The 20,796-nt window shown below is 65.8% G+C and carries 26 protein-coding genes and 1 pseudogene; 8 read left to right on the top strand and 19 right to left on the bottom strand.

The window, feature by feature from the left end:
* Window positions 1-22: 22 nt before the first annotated feature.
* The 4 genes from EDF27_RS09215 to EDF27_RS09200 all read right to left on the bottom strand — a co-directional run bounded on the left by EDF27_RS09215 (window position 23) and on the right by EDF27_RS09200 (window position 4,705).
* A complete protein-coding gene (locus tag EDF27_RS09215) occupies window positions 23-1,399 on the bottom strand; it encodes a glycoside hydrolase family 32 protein (protein ID WP_165931420.1) in 1,377 nt (458 codons plus the stop codon).
* A 47-nt stretch (window positions 1,400-1,446) separates the two neighbouring features.
* Window positions 1,447-2,256: a carbohydrate ABC transporter permease gene (locus tag EDF27_RS09210; protein ID WP_347812798.1), complete on the bottom strand. Its 810-nt coding sequence runs from the start codon at window positions 2,254-2,256 to the stop codon at window positions 1,447-1,449.
* Window positions 2,257-2,351: 95 nt separating this feature from the next.
* Entirely contained in the window at window positions 2,352-3,299 is a 948-nt protein-coding gene (locus EDF27_RS09205) for a sugar ABC transporter permease (protein WP_132048379.1), read from the bottom strand.
* The gene (locus tag EDF27_RS09200) at window positions 3,299-4,705 is read right to left on the bottom strand and encodes a sugar ABC transporter substrate-binding protein (protein ID WP_123291690.1); all 1,407 of its coding nucleotides are present in this window, start codon (window positions 4,703-4,705) and stop codon (window positions 3,299-3,301) included. Before EDF27_RS09200 ends, EDF27_RS09205 begins: the two co-directional genes overlap by 1 nt.
* A gap of 136 nt (window positions 4,706-4,841) precedes the next feature.
* Between EDF27_RS09200 and EDF27_RS09195 the strand changes: the two genes are divergently transcribed.
* The gene (locus EDF27_RS09195) at window positions 4,842-5,891 is read left to right on the top strand and encodes a LacI family DNA-binding transcriptional regulator (RefSeq protein ID WP_132048377.1); all 1,050 of its coding nucleotides are present in this window, start codon (window positions 4,842-4,844) and stop codon (window positions 5,889-5,891) included.
* Window positions 5,892-7,364, top strand: coding sequence for a glycoside hydrolase family 32 protein (locus tag EDF27_RS09190; protein WP_132048375.1), 1,473 nt, complete (start codon window positions 5,892-5,894; stop codon window positions 7,362-7,364).
* Between the two features lie 263 nt (window positions 7,365-7,627).
* On the opposite strand, the gene EDF27_RS09185 is transcribed toward EDF27_RS09190, so the two are convergent.
* The 4 genes from EDF27_RS09185 to EDF27_RS09170 all read right to left on the bottom strand — a co-directional run bounded on the left by EDF27_RS09185 (window position 7,628) and on the right by EDF27_RS09170 (window position 9,063).
* Window positions 7,628-7,831: a hypothetical protein gene (locus EDF27_RS09185; protein WP_132048373.1), complete on the bottom strand. Its 204-nt coding sequence runs from the start codon at window positions 7,829-7,831 to the stop codon at window positions 7,628-7,630.
* Window positions 7,832-7,897: 66 nt separating this feature from the next.
* Entirely contained in the window at window positions 7,898-8,122 is a 225-nt protein-coding gene (locus EDF27_RS09180; protein WP_132048371.1) for a cold shock domain-containing protein, read from the bottom strand.
* Window positions 8,123-8,138: 16 nt separating this feature from the next.
* Window positions 8,139-8,582: a VOC family protein gene (locus tag EDF27_RS09175; protein ID WP_132048369.1), complete on the bottom strand. Its 444-nt coding sequence runs from the start codon at window positions 8,580-8,582 to the stop codon at window positions 8,139-8,141.
* A gap of 112 nt (window positions 8,583-8,694) precedes the next feature.
* On the bottom strand, window positions 8,695-9,063 hold the full coding sequence (locus EDF27_RS09170) for a hypothetical protein (protein WP_132048367.1): 369 nt from the start codon (window positions 9,061-9,063) through the stop codon (window positions 8,695-8,697).
* A 249-nt stretch (window positions 9,064-9,312) separates the two neighbouring features.
* Here EDF27_RS09170 and EDF27_RS09165 point away from each other — a divergent pair, with 249 nt between their 5' ends.
* Window positions 9,313-9,552, top strand: coding sequence for a hypothetical protein (locus tag EDF27_RS09165; protein WP_132048365.1), 240 nt, complete (start codon window positions 9,313-9,315; stop codon window positions 9,550-9,552).
* 39 nt (window positions 9,553-9,591) lie between these two features.
* Here EDF27_RS09165 and EDF27_RS19660 read toward each other — a convergent pair whose 3' ends face one another.
* From EDF27_RS19660 to EDF27_RS09140, 6 genes are all read right to left on the bottom strand, one after another.
* Window positions 9,592-9,741: a hypothetical protein gene (locus tag EDF27_RS19660; protein WP_165931419.1), complete on the bottom strand. Its 150-nt coding sequence runs from the start codon at window positions 9,739-9,741 to the stop codon at window positions 9,592-9,594.
* Between the two features lie 93 nt (window positions 9,742-9,834).
* Entirely contained in the window at window positions 9,835-10,479 is a 645-nt protein-coding gene (locus tag EDF27_RS09160; RefSeq protein ID WP_132048363.1) for a hypothetical protein, read from the bottom strand.
* A gap of 149 nt (window positions 10,480-10,628) precedes the next feature.
* Complete coding sequence (locus tag EDF27_RS09155) at window positions 10,629-11,159, bottom strand: hypothetical protein (RefSeq protein ID WP_123939416.1); 531 nt, start codon at window positions 11,157-11,159, stop codon at window positions 10,629-10,631.
* A gap of 73 nt (window positions 11,160-11,232) precedes the next feature.
* Complete coding sequence (locus tag EDF27_RS09150) at window positions 11,233-11,772, bottom strand: GNAT family N-acetyltransferase (RefSeq protein ID WP_132048358.1); 540 nt, start codon at window positions 11,770-11,772, stop codon at window positions 11,233-11,235.
* A gap of 143 nt (window positions 11,773-11,915) precedes the next feature.
* The gene (locus EDF27_RS09145; RefSeq protein WP_132048356.1) at window positions 11,916-12,440 is read right to left on the bottom strand and encodes a hypothetical protein; all 525 of its coding nucleotides are present in this window, start codon (window positions 12,438-12,440) and stop codon (window positions 11,916-11,918) included.
* Window positions 12,441-12,727: 287 nt separating this feature from the next.
* Entirely contained in the window at window positions 12,728-13,246 is a 519-nt protein-coding gene (locus tag EDF27_RS09140) for a helix-turn-helix domain-containing protein (protein WP_132048354.1), read from the bottom strand.
* Between the two features lie 78 nt (window positions 13,247-13,324).
* Between EDF27_RS09140 and EDF27_RS09135 the strand changes: the two genes are divergently transcribed.
* Window positions 13,325-14,053 (top strand): tyrosine-protein phosphatase, encoded by a 729-nt coding sequence (locus EDF27_RS09135; protein ID WP_165931418.1) that lies wholly within the window; start codon window positions 13,325-13,327, stop codon window positions 14,051-14,053.
* 8 nt (window positions 14,054-14,061) lie between these two features.
* On the opposite strand, the gene EDF27_RS09130 is transcribed toward EDF27_RS09135, so the two are convergent.
* A complete protein-coding gene (locus EDF27_RS09130) occupies window positions 14,062-14,319 on the bottom strand; it encodes a hypothetical protein (RefSeq protein WP_132048350.1) in 258 nt (85 codons plus the stop codon).
* Window positions 14,320-14,593: 274 nt separating this feature from the next.
* A complete protein-coding gene (locus tag EDF27_RS09125) occupies window positions 14,594-15,268 on the bottom strand; it encodes a TetR/AcrR family transcriptional regulator C-terminal domain-containing protein (RefSeq protein ID WP_207909590.1) in 675 nt (224 codons plus the stop codon).
* Between the two features lie 75 nt (window positions 15,269-15,343).
* On the opposite strand from EDF27_RS09125, the gene EDF27_RS09120 reads away from it, so the two are divergent.
* Both EDF27_RS09120 and EDF27_RS20095 read left to right on the top strand, forming a co-directional pair.
* On the top strand, window positions 15,344-15,667 hold the full coding sequence (locus tag EDF27_RS09120; protein WP_132048346.1) for a hypothetical protein: 324 nt from the start codon (window positions 15,344-15,346) through the stop codon (window positions 15,665-15,667).
* Window positions 15,668-15,702: 35 nt separating this feature from the next.
* On the top strand, window positions 15,703-16,020 hold the full coding sequence (locus EDF27_RS20095) for an antibiotic biosynthesis monooxygenase (protein ID WP_132048344.1): 318 nt from the start codon (window positions 15,703-15,705) through the stop codon (window positions 16,018-16,020).
* 88 nt (window positions 16,021-16,108) lie between these two features.
* Here the strand turns inward: EDF27_RS20095 and EDF27_RS20090 are convergent.
* Window positions 16,109-16,802, bottom strand: a pseudogene (locus EDF27_RS20090) (IS30 family transposase); the annotation flags it as partial.
* Between EDF27_RS20090 and EDF27_RS09105 the strand changes: the two are divergent.
* Entirely contained in the window at window positions 16,794-17,057 is a 264-nt protein-coding gene (locus EDF27_RS09105) for a hypothetical protein (RefSeq protein ID WP_132048342.1), read from the top strand. The pseudogene EDF27_RS20090 and the gene EDF27_RS09105 sit on opposite strands and share 9 nt — an antisense overlap.
* A gap of 570 nt (window positions 17,058-17,627) precedes the next feature.
* On the opposite strand, the gene EDF27_RS09095 is transcribed toward EDF27_RS09105, so the two are convergent.
* Together EDF27_RS09095 and EDF27_RS09090 are read right to left on the bottom strand one after the other, a co-directional pair.
* Window positions 17,628-18,677, bottom strand: a complete 1,050-nt coding sequence (locus EDF27_RS09095) for a methionine synthase (RefSeq protein ID WP_132048340.1) — start codon at window positions 18,675-18,677, stop codon at window positions 17,628-17,630.
* Between the two features lie 32 nt (window positions 18,678-18,709).
* Window positions 18,710-19,693: a putative oxygenase MesX gene (locus EDF27_RS09090; protein WP_132048338.1), complete on the bottom strand. Its 984-nt coding sequence runs from the start codon at window positions 19,691-19,693 to the stop codon at window positions 18,710-18,712.
* 120 nt (window positions 19,694-19,813) lie between these two features.
* On the opposite strand from EDF27_RS09090, the gene EDF27_RS09085 reads away from it, so the two are divergent.
* Window positions 19,814-20,755 carry a LysR family transcriptional regulator gene (locus EDF27_RS09085; protein ID WP_123701558.1) on the top strand — a complete coding sequence of 314 codons (942 nt, stop codon included), beginning with the start codon at window positions 19,814-19,816 and terminating at the stop codon, window positions 20,753-20,755.
* Window positions 20,756-20,796 lie beyond the last annotated feature (41 nt).

Here is a 20,796-nt window from a genome sequence, read left to right as displayed (position 1 = left end):
CGAACCTGTCGGCGCCGCTCCGCTAGATCGATGGGGATCCAGCGGTGATGTCGGCGGCGGGAGCCGAAATGGTCCCGACGGTGTGCTCGAGTTCCCATACCAATGCCTGGCTCGGTGCTTCCACGGTCCACGGCGGCGCCTGCGTCGGGTAGACGCGGGTGGTGATGGAACGTCCGGCGCTGGTGAACAGTTCGACGACCGATCCGTCCAACACCACTCGGACTGCGGGTCGGTCCGCGGTCCGGTCGAAGGGACCACGAATCACCGCGGGACTCGAGTCAGCGCGGTGATCTGTGCTGGCGTGCGCCCGGTCGACGGTGAGGGTGTCTGCATCGGCGTCAACGTTGATGTCGAGGTATTCGGCATCGGAGAAGCGCAGCCGGACGCAGCCGGTGACGGCGACGGGCAGCACGATTTCGGCTTGTGCTCCGATGCGAGCACCGTGCGCAGCCTCCGAGCTGCCGACGCGGAGGGCGTCGATTGCTGGGTGGGGTTCGGTGCCGAGCCGACCGTTCGTGATCCACGCCCGGCGCGGCAGGGAGATCGCGCCGGACCAGCCTGCCTGCTCGGTCCACTGCTCGGTTCGGCCTTCGGTGACCCATCCGAAGAGCAGAGGCCCCCACGAGCTGGTCCGCATCACGGAAGCCGCGTAGAAGTGCTGCCCGTCGTCGACCTTGAACGGCGAAGGAGACCCAGTCAGGGGGATGGCGACGACGTCGCCCGGGCCGTCGGCGTGGGACCAGGAGGCCACGATCGCGACGTCGGTGCCTTCGACGGTGAGGATCTGTGGGCACTCCCATCCTTCACCGGTGTCGATGCCGTTGACCGTGTCGCGTGTCATCGACACCAGATCGCCCGCGTGGGTCCAGCTGATGCCGTCGACGGATCGGTAGTGGCGGATGGACGCTGTTTGATTCCTGGCCGCCGCGCCGACCGCCATCGACCAGCCGTCGTTCGTTTGCCAGACGAACGGGTCGCGGAACATGGTGATTGCTTCGTCGGCGGACGGGTCGGCGACGACCTGCACGGGGGCGCCGAACGTGTTCCCGCCGTCGGTGGATTCCGCGAGGAGGACCGACTGAAACGGACTGTGATCGACTTTGCCGGAGTAGTAGGCGCGGACGGTGCCGTTGTGCAGGACCGTGTTGCCGGACCATGCCCCCCCGGAGTCGGTGCCGCCGGGGACGGGAACGATCGCGGGTCGGTGGAGGGTCCAGTGCACGAGGTCGTCGCTGGTGGCGTGTCCCCACTCGACGGGGATCTCGAGGTCGACCCGGGGTCGGGACTGGAAGTACAGGTGGGCCTGCCCGCCGATGTCGATGGGTCCGTTCGGGTCGTTGACGTACCCGCGAGGGAGTCGGACGTGGAACTGCGGGAGGTGGTGGTCGGCTACGGTCACGGCGCTTGCGGCTTCCTGGGGTGCTGTTGGCAGGGCGTGGGGGTCGGTCATCGGGACGACCCCGCGGTGACGCCCTCGATGAAGTACCGCTGCGCGAAGATGAACAGCAGCACGCTCGGGATCATGGTCAGCACGACGCCGGCGAGGACGACGGAGATCGATCCGGTGCCGAGGTTGCCCTGCAGGCCGACGAGTCCGAGCGGCAGTGTGAAGGTGTCCTGCTGGTTGAGGAAGATCAGCGGTCGGTAGTACTCGGCCCAGAAGCCGGAGAAGTTCAGGATCGCGAGAGTCGCGATCGCGGGGCTGGCCATCCGCGAGTACACGTGCCAGAACACCCCGAACTGGCTGGCGCCGTCGATGCGGGCCGCCTCGCCGAGCTCCTTGGGCATCTGCATGAAGTACTGCCGCATGAGGAACGTTCCGAATGCGCTGCCGAGAGCAGGGACGATCAGGGAGGCGATGGAGCCGGTCAGGCCCATGTCCTTCAGGATGACGAAGACCGGGATGATGATCGTCTGGATCGGGACCATCATCGTGGCGAGGAAGATCCCGAAGATGGTGTTCTTGCCGGGGAAGCTGATCATCGCGAACGCGTACCCGGACAGGGTGCAGGTGATCGTCTGGCCGACGACGATGAGCAACGTCACGAGGACGCTGTTGATGAAGTACTGCCCGATCGGGATCTGGTTGAACACCGCGGCGTAGTTGCTGAAGTCCCAGGACAGGGGTAGCCACTGCGGCGGGTTGTTGAACGATTCCGCCGGTGTGCGTAGCGAGGTGGTCAGTGTCCAGAGCAGTGGCCCGAGCGCGAACACGGCGGCAATGATCAGGATGATCATCCCGATGATGCTCCCCACCTTGGCGACAGGCTTGCGGCGACGAACGATGTGACTGACAGCTGGTTGCGCGACGGTTTCTGGGGCGTGCAACGGGTTGAGGGTGTCCGTGGACGTCATTGGTAGAACACCAGCTTTCGTGCGGCGATGAATTGGAGCCCGGTGATGATGCCGATGATGACCAGCAGCAGGATCGCGATGGCTGAGGCGAACCCGAATTGCAGGTTCTGGAATCCGGCCTGGTACATGGAGATGGTCGCGGTCGTCGTCGCGGTGCCGGGTCCGCCCTTGGTCATGATGAACGGCTGGTCGAACAGCTGCATCGCGTTGATCATGGCGATGACGGTCGCGAACAGGATCGTCGGGCTGATCAGGGGGATCTTGATCCGGAACAGTGTCCGCCAGGGGCCGGCACCGTCGATCGCGGCGGCTTCCTGCACGTCGACAGGCACCGCGAGGAGTGCGGCGACGAAGAGCACGAAGGTGAAGCCGACCTGCTGCCAGACGACCACCATCACGACCGTGACTTTCGCCCAGAACGGATCGTTGAGCCAGTGTGCGCCGGGCAGCCCGATCTCATTGAGGTAGTAGTTGATGAGCCCGAACTTGGTGTCGAAGATGTAGCCCATGAAGATCGACACGGCGGCGGTGGAAGCCAGCAGCGGCAGGTAGAACGAGGTGCGGAAGAACACGCGGGTGGCGTTGCGCTTCCGGTTGTTCGCCAGTACCGCCAGGAGCAAGCCGAGCGAGATCTGCAGCACGACGATGGCGATGGCGAGTGCGACGGTCACGCCGAACGACGCGAGGACCGGCCCGTCGGTGAAGAGACGCTTGTAGTTGTCGAACCCGACCCACTTGGGGCTGCTGATGACGTCCCATGAGGTGAATGAGAGCCCGAGGGAAGCGAGGATGGGGATGAGGGTGAACACGGCGACGAAGATCATCGCGAGCCCGATCATCAGGAAACCGAACGTGGATTCACGTCGGCGGGCGCGCTTGGCCGCCGGCCGGCGGGCTGCGACCTTGGCAGCCCGCCGGATGGGTGTTTCTGTTGCTGTTGTCATCACGAAGCCTGCGAGGCTGCCTTCTCGATGTCTGCCTGGAGGCCGTCGAGCGCCTTCTTGGCATTCCCGGAGGAAATCGCCTGGGTGGTGCGCTGGTTGAGGGCGGTGGCGAGGGCGTTGTAGTACGGCGGGGCGGAGATGGGCACTGAGTTGTCGAGCTGGTCGTAGAACACCGACCAGTGCTCCGGCCCGGTGGTCTTGTACCGGTCCGCGGTCATCAGCGACTTCTGCGCCGGGGTGGTGACGTTGCCGGGCCAGAGTGCGTCGAAGCTCTCCGGCTGCACCATGACCTTGATGACCTCGAACGCGAGGTCCTTGTTCTTGGAGGAGTTGAAGATGCCGTAGCCGCCGGCGCCGAAGAGCGACTTGTTGCTCTTCCACGTCGGGAACTCGACGACGTCAAAGCTGCCGTTCTTCATCCCGGCGTTGTGGAGGCCACCGGCCCAGAAGCCACCACCGATGGTCATACCGATCCGGCCGGATGCCATCAGACCTTGCAGCGTGGCGCCACCGCCAACGTCAGGCGAGGGCGACGCGCCGGACTTCTGCAGGTCGATGACGTACTGCAGCGCCTCGACGGCGGCGTCCGAGTTCGCCGTGGGGTCGCCCCACTTCCAACCACCCTTACGTCCGGAGACCCCGATCGGGTTGTCCGCGAAGGCCTTGCTGTTCCACAGCCAATCGCCGCCGGAGTACTTGCCCTCCTCGAGGAGGTTTCCGTCGTTGGCGTAGAGGAACGAGGTCCAGCTGCCCCAGAGGCGCACCACCCAGTCGAAGGCGTAGGTGCCGCCACCGACCTTTGCAAGGCTCGCTGCAGAGGAGTGGAAGTCGTCCATCGACCACTTGCTCGTCGGGCGGGACAGGCCTGCCTTGTCGAACAGGTCGGTCGAGTAGAACATGCTGCCCGCGTTGAAGCTGTCGGGCAACGTGTAGAGGTGCCCCTGGTACATCGTCGACTCCAGCAGCACCGGGTGGGCGCCGGTGAAGTACTTGTGCAGGTCCGACAGGTTCTTCGTGACGTAGTCGTCGAGCGGAGTGAGGAGGTTCTTCGACGCCAGAAGCTGCTGCCCCTCGGTTGCGACGCTGACGATGTCCGGCACGTCGCCCGAGGCGATCTGCGTGAGAACCTTTGCGAGGAAGTCGTTCCAGTCGGTCCCGTTAATCGCGGTGACCTGCAGGCTGGCCTTCTTGTCGAGCTGCTTGATCTTCGGCTCGATGGCCTTCTGCAGGGCAGTGGCTGCGCTCTGCTCGCCGAAGTAGAGCATCTTCACCGTTCCGGAGCTGCTGCTTCCACCGCCAGTGGTCGAGCATGCAGCCAGCGATCCGATGCCGGCCAGGGCGAGCCCGGCCCCGCCGAACTTGAACAGCGTGCGCCGGTCGATCGGGGTGCTGAATCCGTTCGCCATGGGTCGCTCCTCTCTGAGCGATCGTGGCCCCGGTTGAGCGGGACCAATACGTATTTGTGGTGCGAGCGTACACACGGGTCGGGCGAGACGCAATACGTATTTGTTCTGGCATGATGAGAGCAACGGAGGAGGGTCGATGGCGAGCCGCAAGCAGACAACGCAGCCACAACGCGTCACCATGAAGGACGTTGCGCGCCATGCTGGGGTGTCGCAACCGACGGTGTCGTTCGTGTTGAACGACCGCCGCGATGTGTCCATCGCAGCCGAGACGCGCACCCGCGTCCTCGAGGCCGCGAGGGAGCTGAACTTCCAGCCGAACCGTGCAGCACAGTCGTTGCGGTCGAACCGGTCCTACACGGTCGGCGTGATCGCCGACCGGCTCGTCTCGCAGCCCTACGCCGGCCACATCGTGCTGGGTGTCCAGCAAGCCGTGCAGGAGGCTGGATACGTCTGCTTCGTGGTGGAGACGGCGCAGACGACCGATGGCGGCAAGGCGGCCGTCGAGAATCTCGTCCAGCAGGGGGTCGCCGGCCTGGTCTACGCGGCACCCGGCCCCGAGTACGTCATTCCGGTCGATGGGCTCGACGCTGTTCCGACGGTCTTCGTCAACTGCTTTCCGCCCGGTGAAACGCCTGCGGTGACGGTGCTCGCCGACGAGTACCAGGGCGGCTACGACGTCGCCGCCGCCGTGTTCGCAGCCGGCCACGCCGATGTCGCCTTCCTCGGCGGCCCCGAGGACGACTACGCCTGTCAGGAACGAAAACGCGGACTCCAGTGCGCCGCCGCAGACGCGAGCATCGCACCAGAGCGCATCCACATCGCGTTCGGCACGTTCCAGGTGGGATCAGGCTACGACCTCGCGATAGAGGTCCTCGCGGATGCAGGCGCGTGTCCAACGGCGATCATCTGCGGGAACGACCGGATGGCGGTCGGCGCGTTGATGGCCGCGCAGTCCCTGGGGATGCGCTGCCCAGAGGACATCAGCATTGTCGGCTTCGACGACCAGCCCGACCTCGCCGATCAGATGCATCCGCCGCTGACTACCGTTGCTCTCCCGCATCAGCAGATGGGTTTCGAAGCCGGAACCCTGCTGCTGGCGGAAGCAGAACAGCCCGGCCGACACCTTGTGCCGTGCGAATACATCTCCCGTAGCTCGCTCGCTGCGCCGCGACCCGAAGGAACCTGAGTGACTCTCCCGTCCAGCACCCACTTCCAGCCTCCGAACGGCTTCGTCGGCGACGTCATCCCGGTCGAACACGACGGAACAGCGTGGCTGTTCTACCTGCTCGACGAACGGCCGGATGCTCCGCCGCTCGAACGTCCGACGGGGATGCCTTGGGCGGCCGTCACGACGACCGACTTCGTGACATTCGATGACAAGGGCGTCGTGCTGCCCTCCGGGGGGCCCGACGCAAGCGATTTCGACTGCTACACCGGCAGCGTCGTTCACGACGACGAGGGGACGCTCCACTTGTTCTACACGGGGCACAATCCCCGAATCAAGACCGGATCCGACGGCGACGGTAAAGACGCGCAGGTCGTGAGCCACGCAACGTCCTCCGGCGACCTGACCGACTGGACCAAGCACCCCGACTGGGACTTCCCCGCACTCGCCGGCTACTCCCCCGAAGACTGGCGAGACCCCTTCGTGTTCCGCCCCGCTGCCGACCGGCCCTGGCAGATGCTCCTCGCCACGCGGCGACTCGGTGAGCCATACCGGCGCTCCGGCCTCGTTGCACGCCTCGAATCCGATGACCTCATCACATGGCGAGACGCCGACCCGATCTGGGAACCGCACCGCTTCATCACGCAGGAATGCCCGGACGTGTTCCAGTGGGGCGAGTGGTGGTACCTGGTGTACTCCGAGTTCTCCGACGCATTCTGCACCCGCTACCGCATCGCAAAGTCGCCGGACGGCCCATGGCTCGCGCCGGCAGATGACACCGTCGATGGCCGAGCCTTCTACGCTGCAAAGACGATTACGCTCGGGAACCAGCGGTACTTCGTTGGGTGGATCGCCTCGAAGGAAGACCGGCGCGATGGCGGCCCATGGCAGTGGGCCGGCACCATGGCAACACTGCAAGCACACCAGCGCGCTGACGGATCGTTGCGGTTCGACCTTCCCGACGGCGTCAGAGCCGCGTACACCGAAGAGGTCGATGCCACGGCGCTTCTCGAACCGGTCAACGGCGCTGCAGCAACCGTCGGCGCTGGCGCAGCCAGCCGATACGCATCTTGGGTTGGGCCGGAACTGCCCGCTGAGGCGCTCGTAGCCGTGGACCTGACGCTTGAAGCAGACTCCAGGTCATTCGGGGTGCTCCTGCGCACCAGCGACGATGGCGAAGAGGGCTACGCACTCCGCCTCGAACCTGACCGGAACCGGCTCGTGCTGGACCGGTGGCCGCGTGGCACGACTGGCGCCGAGCAATGGCAGATCCTTGGTGATGTCCCGCACGCCGTCGAGCTCGAGCGCCCAGTGGAACTCGCCCCCGGCGCACATCACCTCGACGTCCACTTGGACGGGGAAATCTGTGTTGCCATCATCGACGGGTCGGTCGCGCTGAGCACACGCCTCTACGACTACCCTGCTGGCCACGTCGGCGTGTTCGTGCAGGACGGCGCCATCACACTTGATCGCCTGACGGTCCGCACTCGCTGACGCTGGCACAGACAAAAGTGCGCCTGCCCCGGACAACGGGGCAGGCGCACTTCGATGTGGCGTTACTTCCAGATCGATGTCAGAGGCCAGGCTCTGAGATCGCCGACCGCGAACGGTCACCAGCCGGATATTCGCCTGATACCGGAAGGATCCCACCAATCCCGATGCGCGCCCGAAGACGAAAGCGCCTGTAGCCAGCGCCTGCGCGCTCACCACATCCAGGCGATCCACGTACTGCTCTCGAGCGCCCGATTAGCGATCCTCTACCGGCCGCGCTTCGCCTTCCGAAGCGCGAAGCGCCACAACCAGCCGCCAGCGCCGAGCCAGAAGAGGCCGAGCACGGTGTTCAAGATCACCAAGAGCACGTCGAGGTCGGGCCGAGTGAGGCGAATGATCGACGTCGCGACGAACACCAGACCGAAGGCGAGCGCGATCGAGCCCAGAACCTTTGCGCTCAAGACGTCCATTGCGCCAACCTAGCTCGCGCCGGCGTCCGTTGGGCGATCCGCAATCGGACGGAGTTCCTGCTCGGCCTAGATCGGGGTGACGTCGTGAGCGCGGAAGAAGTAGCCGTCCTGCCCCGGTGGGTACGGCTCGACGTCGAACCGAACGCGATCCCCGGGCTGGAGCGTGTGGTACCCGTCCATGCTCAGGTTCGAGAAGTGCGCGAACACCTCCGACTCGACGTCGTTCGAACGGAGCGCACCCCACCCGTCCTGATCACTCCACCAGGCACACTCGCCCTCGACGTTCCGCATCAGCAGACGCTATCGCTCAGAGTGTGGTCCCTAGAGCGGTTGGTCGTCGCCCCAGTGACGACTGGAACCGCACGAGGTATCCGTCAGGGTCTTGAACGAGGAACTGATGTACGCCGGCCTCTTCGTCTCCGATGCCGTACCACTTCGTCTCAGGTCGCATGAAGAGCTCAACGCCAGCGCGTCCGAGCGCCTGCGCCAGCGGCTCAGAGTCCGGCACCGTGATCTGGAGATTTACCCCGCGGCCCAGCGGGCGCTCAAGAGGTCCCGTGATCCAATTGCGACCCACGCCTGCTTGTTCGAGCATCAGGTGCGCAGAACCGAGCGTGATGTACGCGAAGCGTTCCTCAGGGCGCGAGTAGGCGACGTCGAAGCCGCACAAGTTGCACCAGAACTCGACGCTCCGATCCAAGTCGGCCACGAGTAGCTCGGGAACGAGCGAGGGTTCAAGGGCTTCCGTCACCGAACCATCGTCGCAGCCCTCACCCTGCGGGCAGTCCCGGTAGCGGATGGCTCATGGAGACCGAGACCGCGGCTGTTCAGTCGTGGCTTGCGAAGCGGCGAGGTCGGAGGCCCTACGTGCGGGTGAGAGTCTTGAGGAGGACGACGCCGGCCGCGGTCAGCAGGAGTGCGCCGCCGAGGCCGGCGAGCGGGTACCAGACGCCGCTGGCTCGGTAGTGGCGGCGGATGCCGAACGCGCCCCCGGTGATGACGGCAGCGAAGCCGCCGAAGAAGGTGAGGCCCATGCTGCTGTACCAGCCGGCATCACCGCAGGTCACGGTGCGGGCGCCGCACGTGTTGTACGAGATGAGGCTCTCGTTGAGGATGTACCCGACGCAGCCGATCGCCGTGAGCAGTCCGACGACGATGACCACCCAGATGAGGGCGAGGTTCCACAGCGCACCGCGGTCGCTCAGTGGTGCGCGTCGGGTGCGGGACGCCATCAGGGCTCCTCAACTGGTTCGTTCGTCGGATGTCAACAGGGTGCCATGCGGCGGTCAGATTCGAGTGCAGCGTCGACCAGCGGCGGCCGCTCTTCGGCCGGGGTAGATCCTTTCGTGACGTCTGCCGATCGCGCGGCCCGATTAGGGATCCTCTACCGGGCCGAGTCGGGCGGGGCGGGGCGGCGCTCTTTGAGCCACCGGCTTACGGGACACCTCTCAATGCCGCTCGGAGAGTGATTGACTGAGCGCGTGAGCGTGAAGCGCAAGTTCTTCGAGGTGCCGCACCCGGTGGCCGAAATCGTCGCCGGAGCCCTGTTCATCGTGATGGGCTTCATCCTGGCGCCTCAACTTGGCCCCGCCGGGCATCGCGTTGTTCTCGACCCATTCACGCAGAGCGCACCCGTATGGATAGTTGAAGCTCTCATGACGGTCGTCGGAGCCGTCCTCATCGTGCAAGGAGTTGGAACACTCGCGCGACGTGCTCGCTAACAGATTCCCTGGCGGGACGGGTTTCAGCGCAGACGAGGGTCAACCTCGTGATCGCCGCGTGATTCCCAGCAAGACGCAGGCAAGCCCGGCGATGAGCGCGACGATCAGCACGACGAAACTCGCCCCGTGAATCGTCGGGTTGCTGATCCACACAAGCAGCGCGATCGCGATCACAACGACACCGAGCACGGTGAGACTCCGAGCGGACATAGGGCGAGTCAATCAGGACGGGTGCCGTCCCGACAGACGATCGGTCAGCGGGACGGACGCACGGAACGCGAGTCAGGCCCGGCGCTGTCGGATCAGATCACGTGCGGCGGCAAGCTCGCGGTCTACTGCCGCCTCGTCAGCGATGGGCGCGTCGTAGCGGCTGCCGTCTTTCACCGTCAGAGACAGGCGTGTACCGTGCTGGTCGCTTTCCGTCGATAGTGAGACGACGTCTTCATAGAAGAACTCGACTGTCTTCTCGGTCTGCATAGGCGTCGTGATACAGGTTTCCGTGGTGAATATGTGCACCTGCTTCGCACTGAAGTGGGCGATAAAACCACCGACCCAATTGGTGCGCATACGGCCGCCCTGCTCCTTGAGCTGAACGAGTGGCCCTGTCGTGGTCCGGGTTCGCGTGAATCCGACGACTTCGAGCGGCGCAGCGTGGTGCTGGAGTACTCCGAATCGGGCTTCGGCAGTTGCTCGTGCCTTGCTCGCGACCGACTCGAGCGAAGCGTCCACGGAGCTCGGATCGTTGGATCGCAGCTTGAAATGGACGACACCTGCGATCGCTGCACTCCCGATCAGAACAAGGGCCGCGGCCCAGGAGCTCGAGAGCGTGAATACCCCGATGAGCGCTAGAAGGACGGCGAGCACGATTGCGCACCCCGGTCCACGGAAGTACCGCTTGTTTGCTTCGAAGTCGATCGACGGTTCCATGATTGCCTTCCAGTTACAGATGACACACCGTCGCGTGAGCCAGCCCTCTGTCGCCACTCCCACTTCGGGGTACCGCCAGCGGGACGTCGCGCCGTCCGCGAAGTCCAGTGGTACGCGCTCACCGCATCGGCGGCTACGACGACCTTCCGTCACTGCGTGAAGTGCTGCGTTTCTTCGCGTCGATCGAGCTCGGTGAGCATCGTCGTCGTGTTGCGGAGCACCCGCGGCGTGGTCACGACGGTGATGACGAAGATCGCGATGAAGAACGCTGCACCGAACCAGAAAAGCGGTTCGCCGGTGACGGCGAGCCAGATGGCGAGAGCCGTCATCGGCAGGTAGAACACCGGCGCCAACCATCGGAGCGGCCGGTACTGCTGTTGGCGAGATTGCAATGCTCGCCGCCAATCGGCGATGTCAACGTTCGATGGAACGGTGCCCCAACGGACCGCCTTGCTGAACTCGGGGCGCCGCCCTACCCGCCCATGAGCACGTCGTGTCCGGCCGACCCAGATCCCCATGAAGATTCCGTAGAACGCGCCGACGATGATGGACAGAAGCGCTCGAGGTCCGACGCCTAGTTCCGGCGTCGTAATGAAGGTCGCTCCGAACCATGCGCCGGCAAACATGACGGCCATGATGACGCCCGCTATCCACGTCGGCACCTGCTTCATCCACCCCATGCCTCGAGACTGCCATGTCCAGCCGATTGCTGGTCGGTGCACGCTGCGCCAGACGCGTCCGGTAGGCGATCCTTCAGCGGGCGGTTTCAAATGCGAGAGCGCTTGTGGTCGTGTGAGGGTCGCTTGCGAGGCGTGCGTGGGTTTCGACATCGAAGCGCTCAGTGCCGTATCGCAGCTTCTGGCGCTCAGTTCCTTCCTTCAGGAAGCCAGCTGCTGTGGCGACTCTGCACGAGGCCGGGTTGTTCACTCGATGCCCGAGCTCGAGTCGGAACAGCCCCGCATCGAAGGCCCAGTCAGCGACGGCCTGCAGCGCCCGCGATGCGTAGCCGCGCCCGCGAGCTCCTCCTGCCAGCCAGTAGTAAGCCCACGCTGTTTGGTGCCGCGTTTCAATCGCGGAGAGTCCGACGTTCCCGACGGCGATGCCGTCCTCGATGACGGCCCAGTTCTTCGCCGTGTCACTGAACGGCAGGAAATTGCCGATGTAGTCGGCAGCCTGCGCTTCGTCTGAAAGGTCCGCTCCGGTGAATTGCGTGTCCAGGTCCGGGCTCGACCAACGGGCGGCGAGGAGCGCCGGCCCATCGCTACGTGACCACGGTCGGAGGGAAACTGGCATGGCTCATTCTCACAGGGCAGCCAGCGGCTTATCGAGGTGAGCGTGCGGCCCGATGGCGCGCTTCGACAGCCGATCGGCTTACGAGACGCGTCGGGGCGACAGCTCGCACCTCTCCCTGGGAGGCCGCCCGCTGGCTCACCAAGTCAGTGAACGAGCGTCCCCTGAGCTTTGTCGCGTCGGGCCCTTCGTCTCACTGCCCGACGGAAGGCCATGAGTACGGCGCCGCACACAACCGTCGCAACGATGCCAATCGCCGTGCCGCCGGCCGACCCGCTTCCGTAGTTTGACCAAGGCAGCCCGAGAGCCCATTGCAGTGCGGGGCCCAGCACGAGTAACGCGCCGGCCGGCACGACGACGATGAGCAAGGCGCGGCGGCCGCTCCAAGCAGGATGAAGCAGAACGACCACGGCGGCCGCGGCGACGACCGCGAAAGCACCGTAGATCCACGATGCGCCAGACATCCGCCAGCCGTCGTGCGCAAACCAGTCTTGGACTCCACGGATGGTCCGTGCCCAAGCATGCTGACCTCGGCCATGTGTCGACGAGATGACAGGCAACGGCCACCCGATGATCGCGAGAACTCCGGCGATTGCGCTCGCGATTCCAAGCACGACCACTCCGAAGCGCGACCCGGTTCTGGGCTCGACGTGGAAGTCGGAGATGCTCACGCCAACGAGGCTATAGGGGAAGCAGCGGTCGTTCCTACCGGGCGCCGCCCGGTAGAGGATCCGCTACCGGGACTGCCCGCAGGGTGAGGGCTGCGACGATGGTCGCGTGATGGAAGCCCTTGAACCCTCGCTCGTTCCCGAGCTACTCGTGGCCGACTTGGATCGGAGCATCGCCAGGTGAGCGTTACGTCGTTGTGCTGCATCGTCCCAAGCTCCCACGAGGAGGCCGAGTCCACTAGGGAACGCTGGAGGATCGGCCACCGGACGTTCGCAATTGGCGAGAGAAGCTAGTTGGTCACGGCGTCGCTACCGGCGCGGTGGAAGGCTACGAGCATCTCGACGGCGGCGCCTTCCTCATCGTTGAACCGACTGACCAGGTCCCGAAGCTCTCGTTGGAACTGCTCCTGCCGAGCAGCGGACAGCCGCATCGTCGCAACCGATTCCCCGAACCGATCGGCGACCGGGGCTGCGTAGTACGAGGCCAGCGCACCCTCCAGGATCGCTTCGCTCACTGACGCACCAGAGTCGGACTCCTCCCGGAAACTGATCTCGACCGTCCGCCCCGTCGCGCGATACGGCACCTCACGAGAGTTTCGCAGGCCGGGTCGCGCGAGGCCGGCCTCGACCAGCCCTGCGTCGACCAGCACTCGGAGATGATGCAACACCGTGCCGGGGTTCATGCCAGTACGACGCGCCAGCTCACTGATCCCTGCAGCTTGGCCAGTGAGCAGCGTGAGAAGACGCACCCGAAGGGGATGCGAGAGAGCCTTCGCTTCCAGGTGAGTTGCGGGACGACGCTCGGACACGACGCCACACTACTTCCCCTGTCGCCACTCCTTGAGTATCGTCAACGACTAGTCATTGAGAAATCACAAGGAGTACGCATGCGGTTGCAGTGGGATGGGCTACACAACGCTCGGGACCTCGGAGGCCTGCCCCTACAGGCAGGCGGTAGAACCCCACCTGGCGTTTACGTACGGTCGGACCATCCGCTGCACCTGACGCCTGAAGGCTGGGGGCAGCTCGCCGACTACGGCATCCACACCATCGCTTCACTCGAAACCGCGGGCCTCGACGGCGAAGCTGCGCTGCGATCGAATCGGCCGATCGAACTACCTCATGACCTCGCCGTCGAGGTTCTCCGTCTGCCGGTGGAGGACGCTACGGATCAGGAGTTCATGGGGAAGTGGGCGCGGACCGGGCTCTGGGGCACCCCCTTGTACTTCGCGGACGCTCTGCAGCGGTGGCCGCGCCTGTACGGCGACGCGATCAACGCCCTGGCGCTGGCCGATGGTCCCGTGCTATTCCACTGCGGTCGGGGGCATGATCGGACGGGTATCGTCGCCTTACTCCTCCTCACTTTCGGCGGCGTCCGGCCAGAGGCGATCGCTGAGGATTACCTCCTGAGCTCCCGGAATCTTGAAGCGCAGGACCCGCGCTCGGTTCAGATGCTCGAGAACGCGCTCCGCGACCACGGCATCACCGCGTACGCCGCGATCGCCGCTGCCATTGACGTCGTCGACGCTGAATGGTTGGACCGTGCGGGCGTACGGCCAGAAGCGATCGCCGCTCTTCGCGCTCGGTTCAGCCCCAACGCAATCCCGTCTCGGTAGCCGATGGGCTAGCGAGACTGCCGCTCGGCCTCGTGGGGACCCGTTCCGCGGGACCAGCGGCTGGCTTGCCAGACGGTGTTCCCTCCGACGAGCGCGAGCATGACGACGAGCATCATCACGAACACGGCGGGGTGCCACTCGTTGTGCTCGGCGAGTTCCCACGTCTCCTTGACCGCGATGAACGACCCGCCGACGGCAACGACGAACCAGCCGGTTGCTTTGTGGATGAAGCGTTCGCGGTGTTCGCGCTGCTGGGGCGTCAGCACCGCGAGGATCGTGCGGTGGTACGCGACACTTCGGCGGCGGCGGAGAAGCAGTATCACCGGGGGCAGGAACCACTGCGGCGACGGAGGCGGGGCGGTGCTACCGGCGAGGAGGGGTCTGCACCGGTCTGGTCGGTGCCTTCCTCGCGGAGCTCGAGGACACCCTGGTACAGCGGCCCCGCGACCAGGAGCCACGCGCCCAGGAAGCCGCTCCACGCGATCAGCGCCTCCATCAGGACGTCACCCTCTGAGTCTTCTTGCCAACCCGGTCAGCCGACTATCCACCACGCAGCGCCGCGATGCCGGACAGGATGATCTCGATCCCCGCGTGGAACTGCTGACGGTCGTCATGCTCGACGAGCTGCTGCTCGATCCGCACCAGGAACGGGTACCGGCCGCTGTCGGGCCCGACCAGCGGCGACGCCGACGACGCGATGAACCCGGGTCGATCAGCTTCGGCCTGGTCAAGGTGTTGGCCGGCGTCGTACTGGCTCGAGACGCCCAGGACGTGGTGCACGAGGGCGGACGCGGCATCGAACTGCGCCGCCTCGGGCACGCCGAGGGCGGTGACCTCGGAGCCGATGCGATCGAAGAGCTGCAGCACGGCCGGCTGCCAGGGTGCTGCGACCAGCTGTGACCCCAACCACGGGTGGGCGGTGATCGCGTCAAAGACCCCGGCGGTCACCGCGCGAATGCTCGCGGCCGGGTCCGCACTTCCCGCGTCCGCGAGAACCTCGGTCATCATGTCGGCCGCTGCGGTTGAGAGCAGTTCGCCCTTGTTCGCGACGTGGTGGTACAGCGCGCCGGCGCCGGTCGACAGGCTGGCGCCGAGGGCACGGAACGTCAACGCGTCGGCTCCGCCGGCATCGAGGATCGCGATCGCAGCGCCAACGATCCGGGCCTTCGTCAACGCATCAGACCTGCGCTCAAGGCGCGGTCGCACATTAGTCACGGAACCATCTTGACACACGTTGGAACTGCGTTCCATACTTCTGGAACACGGTTCCAACAACGGAAGGAAGCCACCATGGCCTTCAAGGACCAGCCCTCGTACATCATCAAGATGCGCGCCAAGCCCGGCATGGCAGATCGCCTGTTCGATCTCGCAACGGTCGGCATGGAGAAGTCCGGCTCCTCGGACCGGTTCATCATGCTGCGCGAGGACAACGACCCGGACGTGCTCTGGAACATCGAGGTCTTCCGCTCCGTCGAGGCGAAGGACGGCTACGAGAACAGCCCGATGGCCGACGAACTCCGCGACGAGATCATCGACCTCCTCGCCGAGCCGCCGGTACGCATCGAAGCGCACCCCTACTCCGCGATCCCGGTCCTGCCCGGGGACGCCGAGTAGCTCCCACCCCTCCCGCGCTCGAAAGAAGTAACGTCATGCCGCTCAACCCCAGCCAGCCCGGCACCGTACTCAAGTTCAAGGCCAGGCCCGGCAAGGGTGACCGCCTGTTCCAGCTCACCAACGATCTGCACTTCACCGGCGACCCCGACGGCCCCACCGACTGGGTGCTCTGCCGCGACGACGAGGACCTCGACACCCTCTGGGCATTCGAGTTCTACAAGGACGACGCCTCCTTCGAGCGCCACTTCGCGAACCCGGTCATCGACGCCAACCACGACGAGGTGATCGAGCTGCTCGCCGAGCAGCCGATGCGTGTCAAGGTCCGCCCCACGTTCTCCGGCTTCTCGAGCTGACGCGCAGCCGGCACCGCCGGCATCCGAGCGCCAGGCAACACCTCTCGCTACCTGGGGCTCTTTGCGTGTCCGATAGCCGATGGCGGTTTCAAGGGGTCGTTGCAACGGGCGGTTGTTTCGGGTCCGAGAGTAGCTGCTCGAATACTTCTGCCGGGGTCCGGTAGCGAGCGTTTTGCGGGGTCGTCCGTTGAGTTCGGCAGCGACTTCGAGAAGCCGTTCCGGGCTGTGGATGGTGAGGTCGGTGGATTTCGGGAAGTACTGCCGGAGCAGGCCGTTGGTGTTCTCGTTCGAGCCGCGCTGCCAGGGCTTGTGGGGGTCGCAGAAGTAGATCGCGAGGTCCGTGGCGAGGGTGATGTCCTTGTGCCGGGCAAGCTCGGTGCCCTGATCCCACGTCAACGACCGACGCAGATGCTCGGGCAGGGTCTGGATGGTGGGGATCATCGCGTCGCGGACGGCGTCGGCGCTGTGCCCGTTGGGTAGGTGCAGCAGCATCACGTAGCGGGTGGTGCGTTCGACGAGAGTGCCGTTGGCACTGCGCGCGTTCGTGCCGACGATGAGGTCCCCTTCCCAGTGACCGGGAACGGCCCGGTCGTCGGCTTCGGCGGGGCGTTCGCTGATCAGGATCATGTCGCGGATCTTCGACCACGACGCCCGCCGGGGTTCACCTCGGTGGCGCCGGATGGCGCGGCCGGTGCGGAGATGTTTGTGGAGGTCAGCCGCAGGTGCCCGCGGCCCTGCACGAACAGGGACTGGTAGATCGTCTCGTGCGACACGTGCATCTCCGACCGGTTCGGGAAGGACCGTGTCAGGTCATCACGGATCTGCTCCGGGACCAATTCCGCACCAACCGCAGCTCGACCTGGGCAAATGACTTCAACGACAACTACGCCATCGAGGCGGACTGGCCGACTGAAGCTGCTGCACGCGTGCACGAGCTTCAGGGGCAGCGCCTCCTTGAACTCGTCGAACGCGAGTTGCCGGCTGAGGACGACGTGGTGCTCGGCTACTGGGAAACGAACAGGCGGAAAGGCTTGTAGCCCCCCGGCGTCCGGAAACGGATCGTCAACCGGGCGCCTGCTCAAAAATCGAGCGGCCGGTCGCGCACTACCTCCCCAGCGTCCCCGATGCCGAGATGACTGTTGGTGATCTCATCCACCACACCTCGGGATTGCCTCGGCTTCCGGCAATGATGCGCAACCGCCTGTTCGCCGACCCGTGCCGATCTTTGCCGCTACGCCGACTGGGCGCTCGAGCCCGGCGCTGGGCACTCCCGCACGGTGAGCTGGCAGCGGGAAGGCGCATCGGTCTGGATCAACGGCGTGGTGCGGGCGGCAGGCGCGGTCATCGCCAACGCGTGAAGAGTCACCGCCGCGGTTCACGCGCTCGCGAAGGCGCCGCACGCGGCAGACAAGATCGCCACGGCGCTCATCCAGCAGGACGTGCGGCACGAGCGGGGCGGTGGGAGGTGACACCAGTACCAACGCGACCTGTCGGCCGGACGGAAGCCGCGCCTCCAGGCCGGATCGAGAGCCGCGCACGGGGCGGACGCAACGCGAACGGCGGCTCTCCTCCTTCCGGAAGAGAGCCGCCGTGGTGTGTCGCAGCAGTTAGTTCGCAGACGGGACTGCGGCGCCGACGAGCTCCGCCCGCACGATGTCCGCTCCAGCGGACAGCGCGCCGAGCTTGTCCAGCGCAGCACCCCGCGCCAGCGGAGCCATCCCGCAGTTCGAACTCGGGATGAGCTTGTCCGCATCGACGAACTCGAGCGCACGACGCAGCACCTCCGCCACTTCCTCCGGCGTCTCCACGGTCTCGGTCGCGACGTCGATCGCCCCGAGCATGACCTTCTTCCCGCGGATGAGCTCGACGAGCTCGAGCGGCACGTGGGAGTGGATGCACTCCAGCGAGACGATGTCGATCGACGACTGCTGCAGCAGCGGGAACGACTGCTCGTACTGGCGCCACTCCGCCCCGAGCGTTGCCTTCCAGTTGTTGTTCGCCTCGATGCCGTAGCCGTAACAGATGTGCACAGCGGTCTCGGCGCGGAGGCCCTCCGCAGCACGTTCGAGCGCGGCCACGCCCCAGTCCTGCACCTCGTCGTGGAAGACGGTGAAGGCGGGCTCGTCGAACTGGATGATGTCGACGCCGGCGGCTTCGAGTTCGCGTGCCTCCTGGTTCAGGATCGTGGCGAACTCCCACGCCAGCTTCTCGCGGCTCTTGTAGTGCTGGTCGGAGAGGGTGTCGATCATCGTCATCGGGCCGGGGAGCGCCCACTTGATCGGGCGGTCGGTCTGCGCGCGGAGGAATGCAGCGTCCTCCACGAACACCGGCGCCCGGCGGCTCACGGCACCGACGACGGTGGGGACGGCCGCGTCGTACCGGTCACGGATCCGGACGGTTTCCTTGCGCTCGAGGTCGACGCCGTCCAGGTGCTCGATGAACGTCGTGACGAAGTGCTGGCGGGTCTGCTCGCCGTCGCTGACGATGTCGATGCCGTGCCGCTCCTGCTCGTGGACGGCCGCCCGGAGTGCGTCCTGCTTGCCCTCGGTGAGCGCTGCGCCTTCCAGCTGCCAGGGGGACCAGAGCTTCTCGGGCTCGGCGAGCCAGGACGGTTTCGGCAGGCTGCCGACGATCGAAGTGGGCAGGAGAGTGCTCATGCGGATGGGATTCCTGTCGAGTGGGGTGTCGGTCAGAGCGAAGGGACGGCGGCGCCGGCGGCGGCCCACCGCTCGAGCAATGCCCGGTGCGGCTTCACGAGGTGCTCCTCGGTGTAGCGGCCCTGGGTGATCGCGAGGCGGCTCCGTTCCTCGCGGTCGTAGGAGACATCGGGCGTGGAGTAGTCGGTGTGCGCAAGGCTCGGGCGATAGGTGCTCGGCGCGGCCGTGTTCGCGTTGTAGATCTCCGGCCGGTAGATCCGCTGGAAGGTCTCCATGGTGCTGATCGTGCCGATGAGCGCCAGGTCCGAGTAGTCGCTGACCAGGTCGCCGCGCGTGTAGAACGCCAGAGGCGCCTTCCCGCCGGCAGGCATGAAGTAACGCACCTGCATCCCCATCCGACCGAAGTAGTCGTCGGTGAGCGAGGAGTGCTCGTGCAGGTACTCGGCGCCGAGGACCGGGTGGACGTACTCGGACTGCCGGTAGGTCTGGCTCGTCGAGACGCTGATGCAGACGACGGGCTCCAGGTCGAAGTTCGAGCGGAAGGCGTCCGACTCCAGGAAGCGCTGGAAGAGCTGCCCGTGCAGGTGCCCGAAGTCGGAAGGGAGGCCGGCGCTCTTGTCGAGCGACGGCAGCAGGACCGCGAAGTCGTAGTCGCGGAGGTACGACGAGAAGTTGTTGCCCAGGATGCCCTGGCGGCGTTCCCCGGTGTGCTGATCGAGGATCGCGACGTCGAGCATCTCGAGCAGGGGGAACTCACCGTCCTCGCTTCCGTCGACGAAGTGCGCCGTGACCGAGACGATGTCGAGCTCGGTGCGGTAGCGGTCGCCGTCCGGATTGCCCACCGCCAGGTCGTTGCAGCGACGGTCGATCATGGCGAGCGCGCTGCGGAGGTTCTGCTGACGGTGCTCGCCGCGCGCCAGGTTGGCGAAGTTCGTGGTCAGCCGGGAGCTGTCCGCGGGCGAGTAGTCCTCGTCGAAGCGGGTCCTGGTGATGCTGAAGGTGAGGTCGTTCGCCATGGTCGGCAATCCGTACGTCGAGCGCCCGTGAGCACTGGGGAAGGGGGTACCTCGATGATGCCGGGAATCAGGGGCCATCGGGTAATCCCCAGACGCTATGCGCTGGTATAGCCTCCGCCTATGGCCCGCGTCTCGAACGACATCACCCTGCAGCAGCTCCGCTACTTCATCGAGGTCGCGACAGAGGGCTCGATCAGCGCGGCCGCCGATCTCCTGTACGTCGCGCAGCCGACGCTGTCCGCAGCGATGAAGGACCTGGAGGCTCGGATCGGCCGGGCGCTCTTCGTGCGTTCGGCGCGGGGTGTCGTCCTCACCGTCGACGGTGTCGAGTTCCTCGGGTACGCCCGACAGGTGGTCGAGCAGGTCTCCCTCCTCGAGCAGCGGTACGTCGGAGGGCAGCCGTCGCGTCGTCTGCTCGGGGTGTCCGCGCAGCACTACTCGTTCGCGGTGGAGGCATTCGTCCGGATGGTCGAAGGAGCGGCGGCGGACGAGTACGAGTTCTCGCTCCGTGAGACGCGCACGTGGGACATCATCGAGGACGTGCGCACGCTGCGGAGCGAGGTCGGCATCCTCTACCGCAACGACTTCAACCGGCAGGTCCTCGGGAAGCTGCTGCGGGACGCCGGGGTCATGTTCACACCGCTGTTCGTCGCGGAGCCGCACATCTTCGTGGCCCGGCGGAACCCGCTCGCGTCACGGAAGCGGGCGACCCTCGCCGACCTCGCGGACCTGCCTCGGCTGACCTTCGACCAGGGCGCGAACAACTCCTTCTACCTGTCCGAGGAGATCCTGTCGACGATGTCCAGCAAGCGGGAGATCCGCGTCTCGGACCGGGCGACGATCTTCAACCTCATGATCGGCCTCGGCGGGTACACGATCTCGACCGGGCTCATCAGCGACGACCTCGACCCTGAGATCGTCGCCATCCCCCTCGACGTCGACGAGCGCATCGAGATCGGGTGGATCGCCCACGCTTCGGTCCCGCTCACCGTGCAGGCGCAGACGTACCTCGAAGAGCTGCGGGCAGTGGTCAGCGGGTACGGCGTCGAGCCGCTCGGGTGAGGACATCGCTGCTTCGGCGCGACCGCGTCTCGCTCGCGACC

It is taken from the genome of Curtobacterium sp. PhB136 (assembly GCF_004346855.1).
Classification (GTDB): domain Bacteria; phylum Actinomycetota; class Actinomycetes; order Actinomycetales; family Microbacteriaceae; genus Curtobacterium.
The sequence above is the reverse complement of the archived record's forward strand: the minus strand, read 5'-3'. Positions and strand labels throughout refer to the sequence as shown.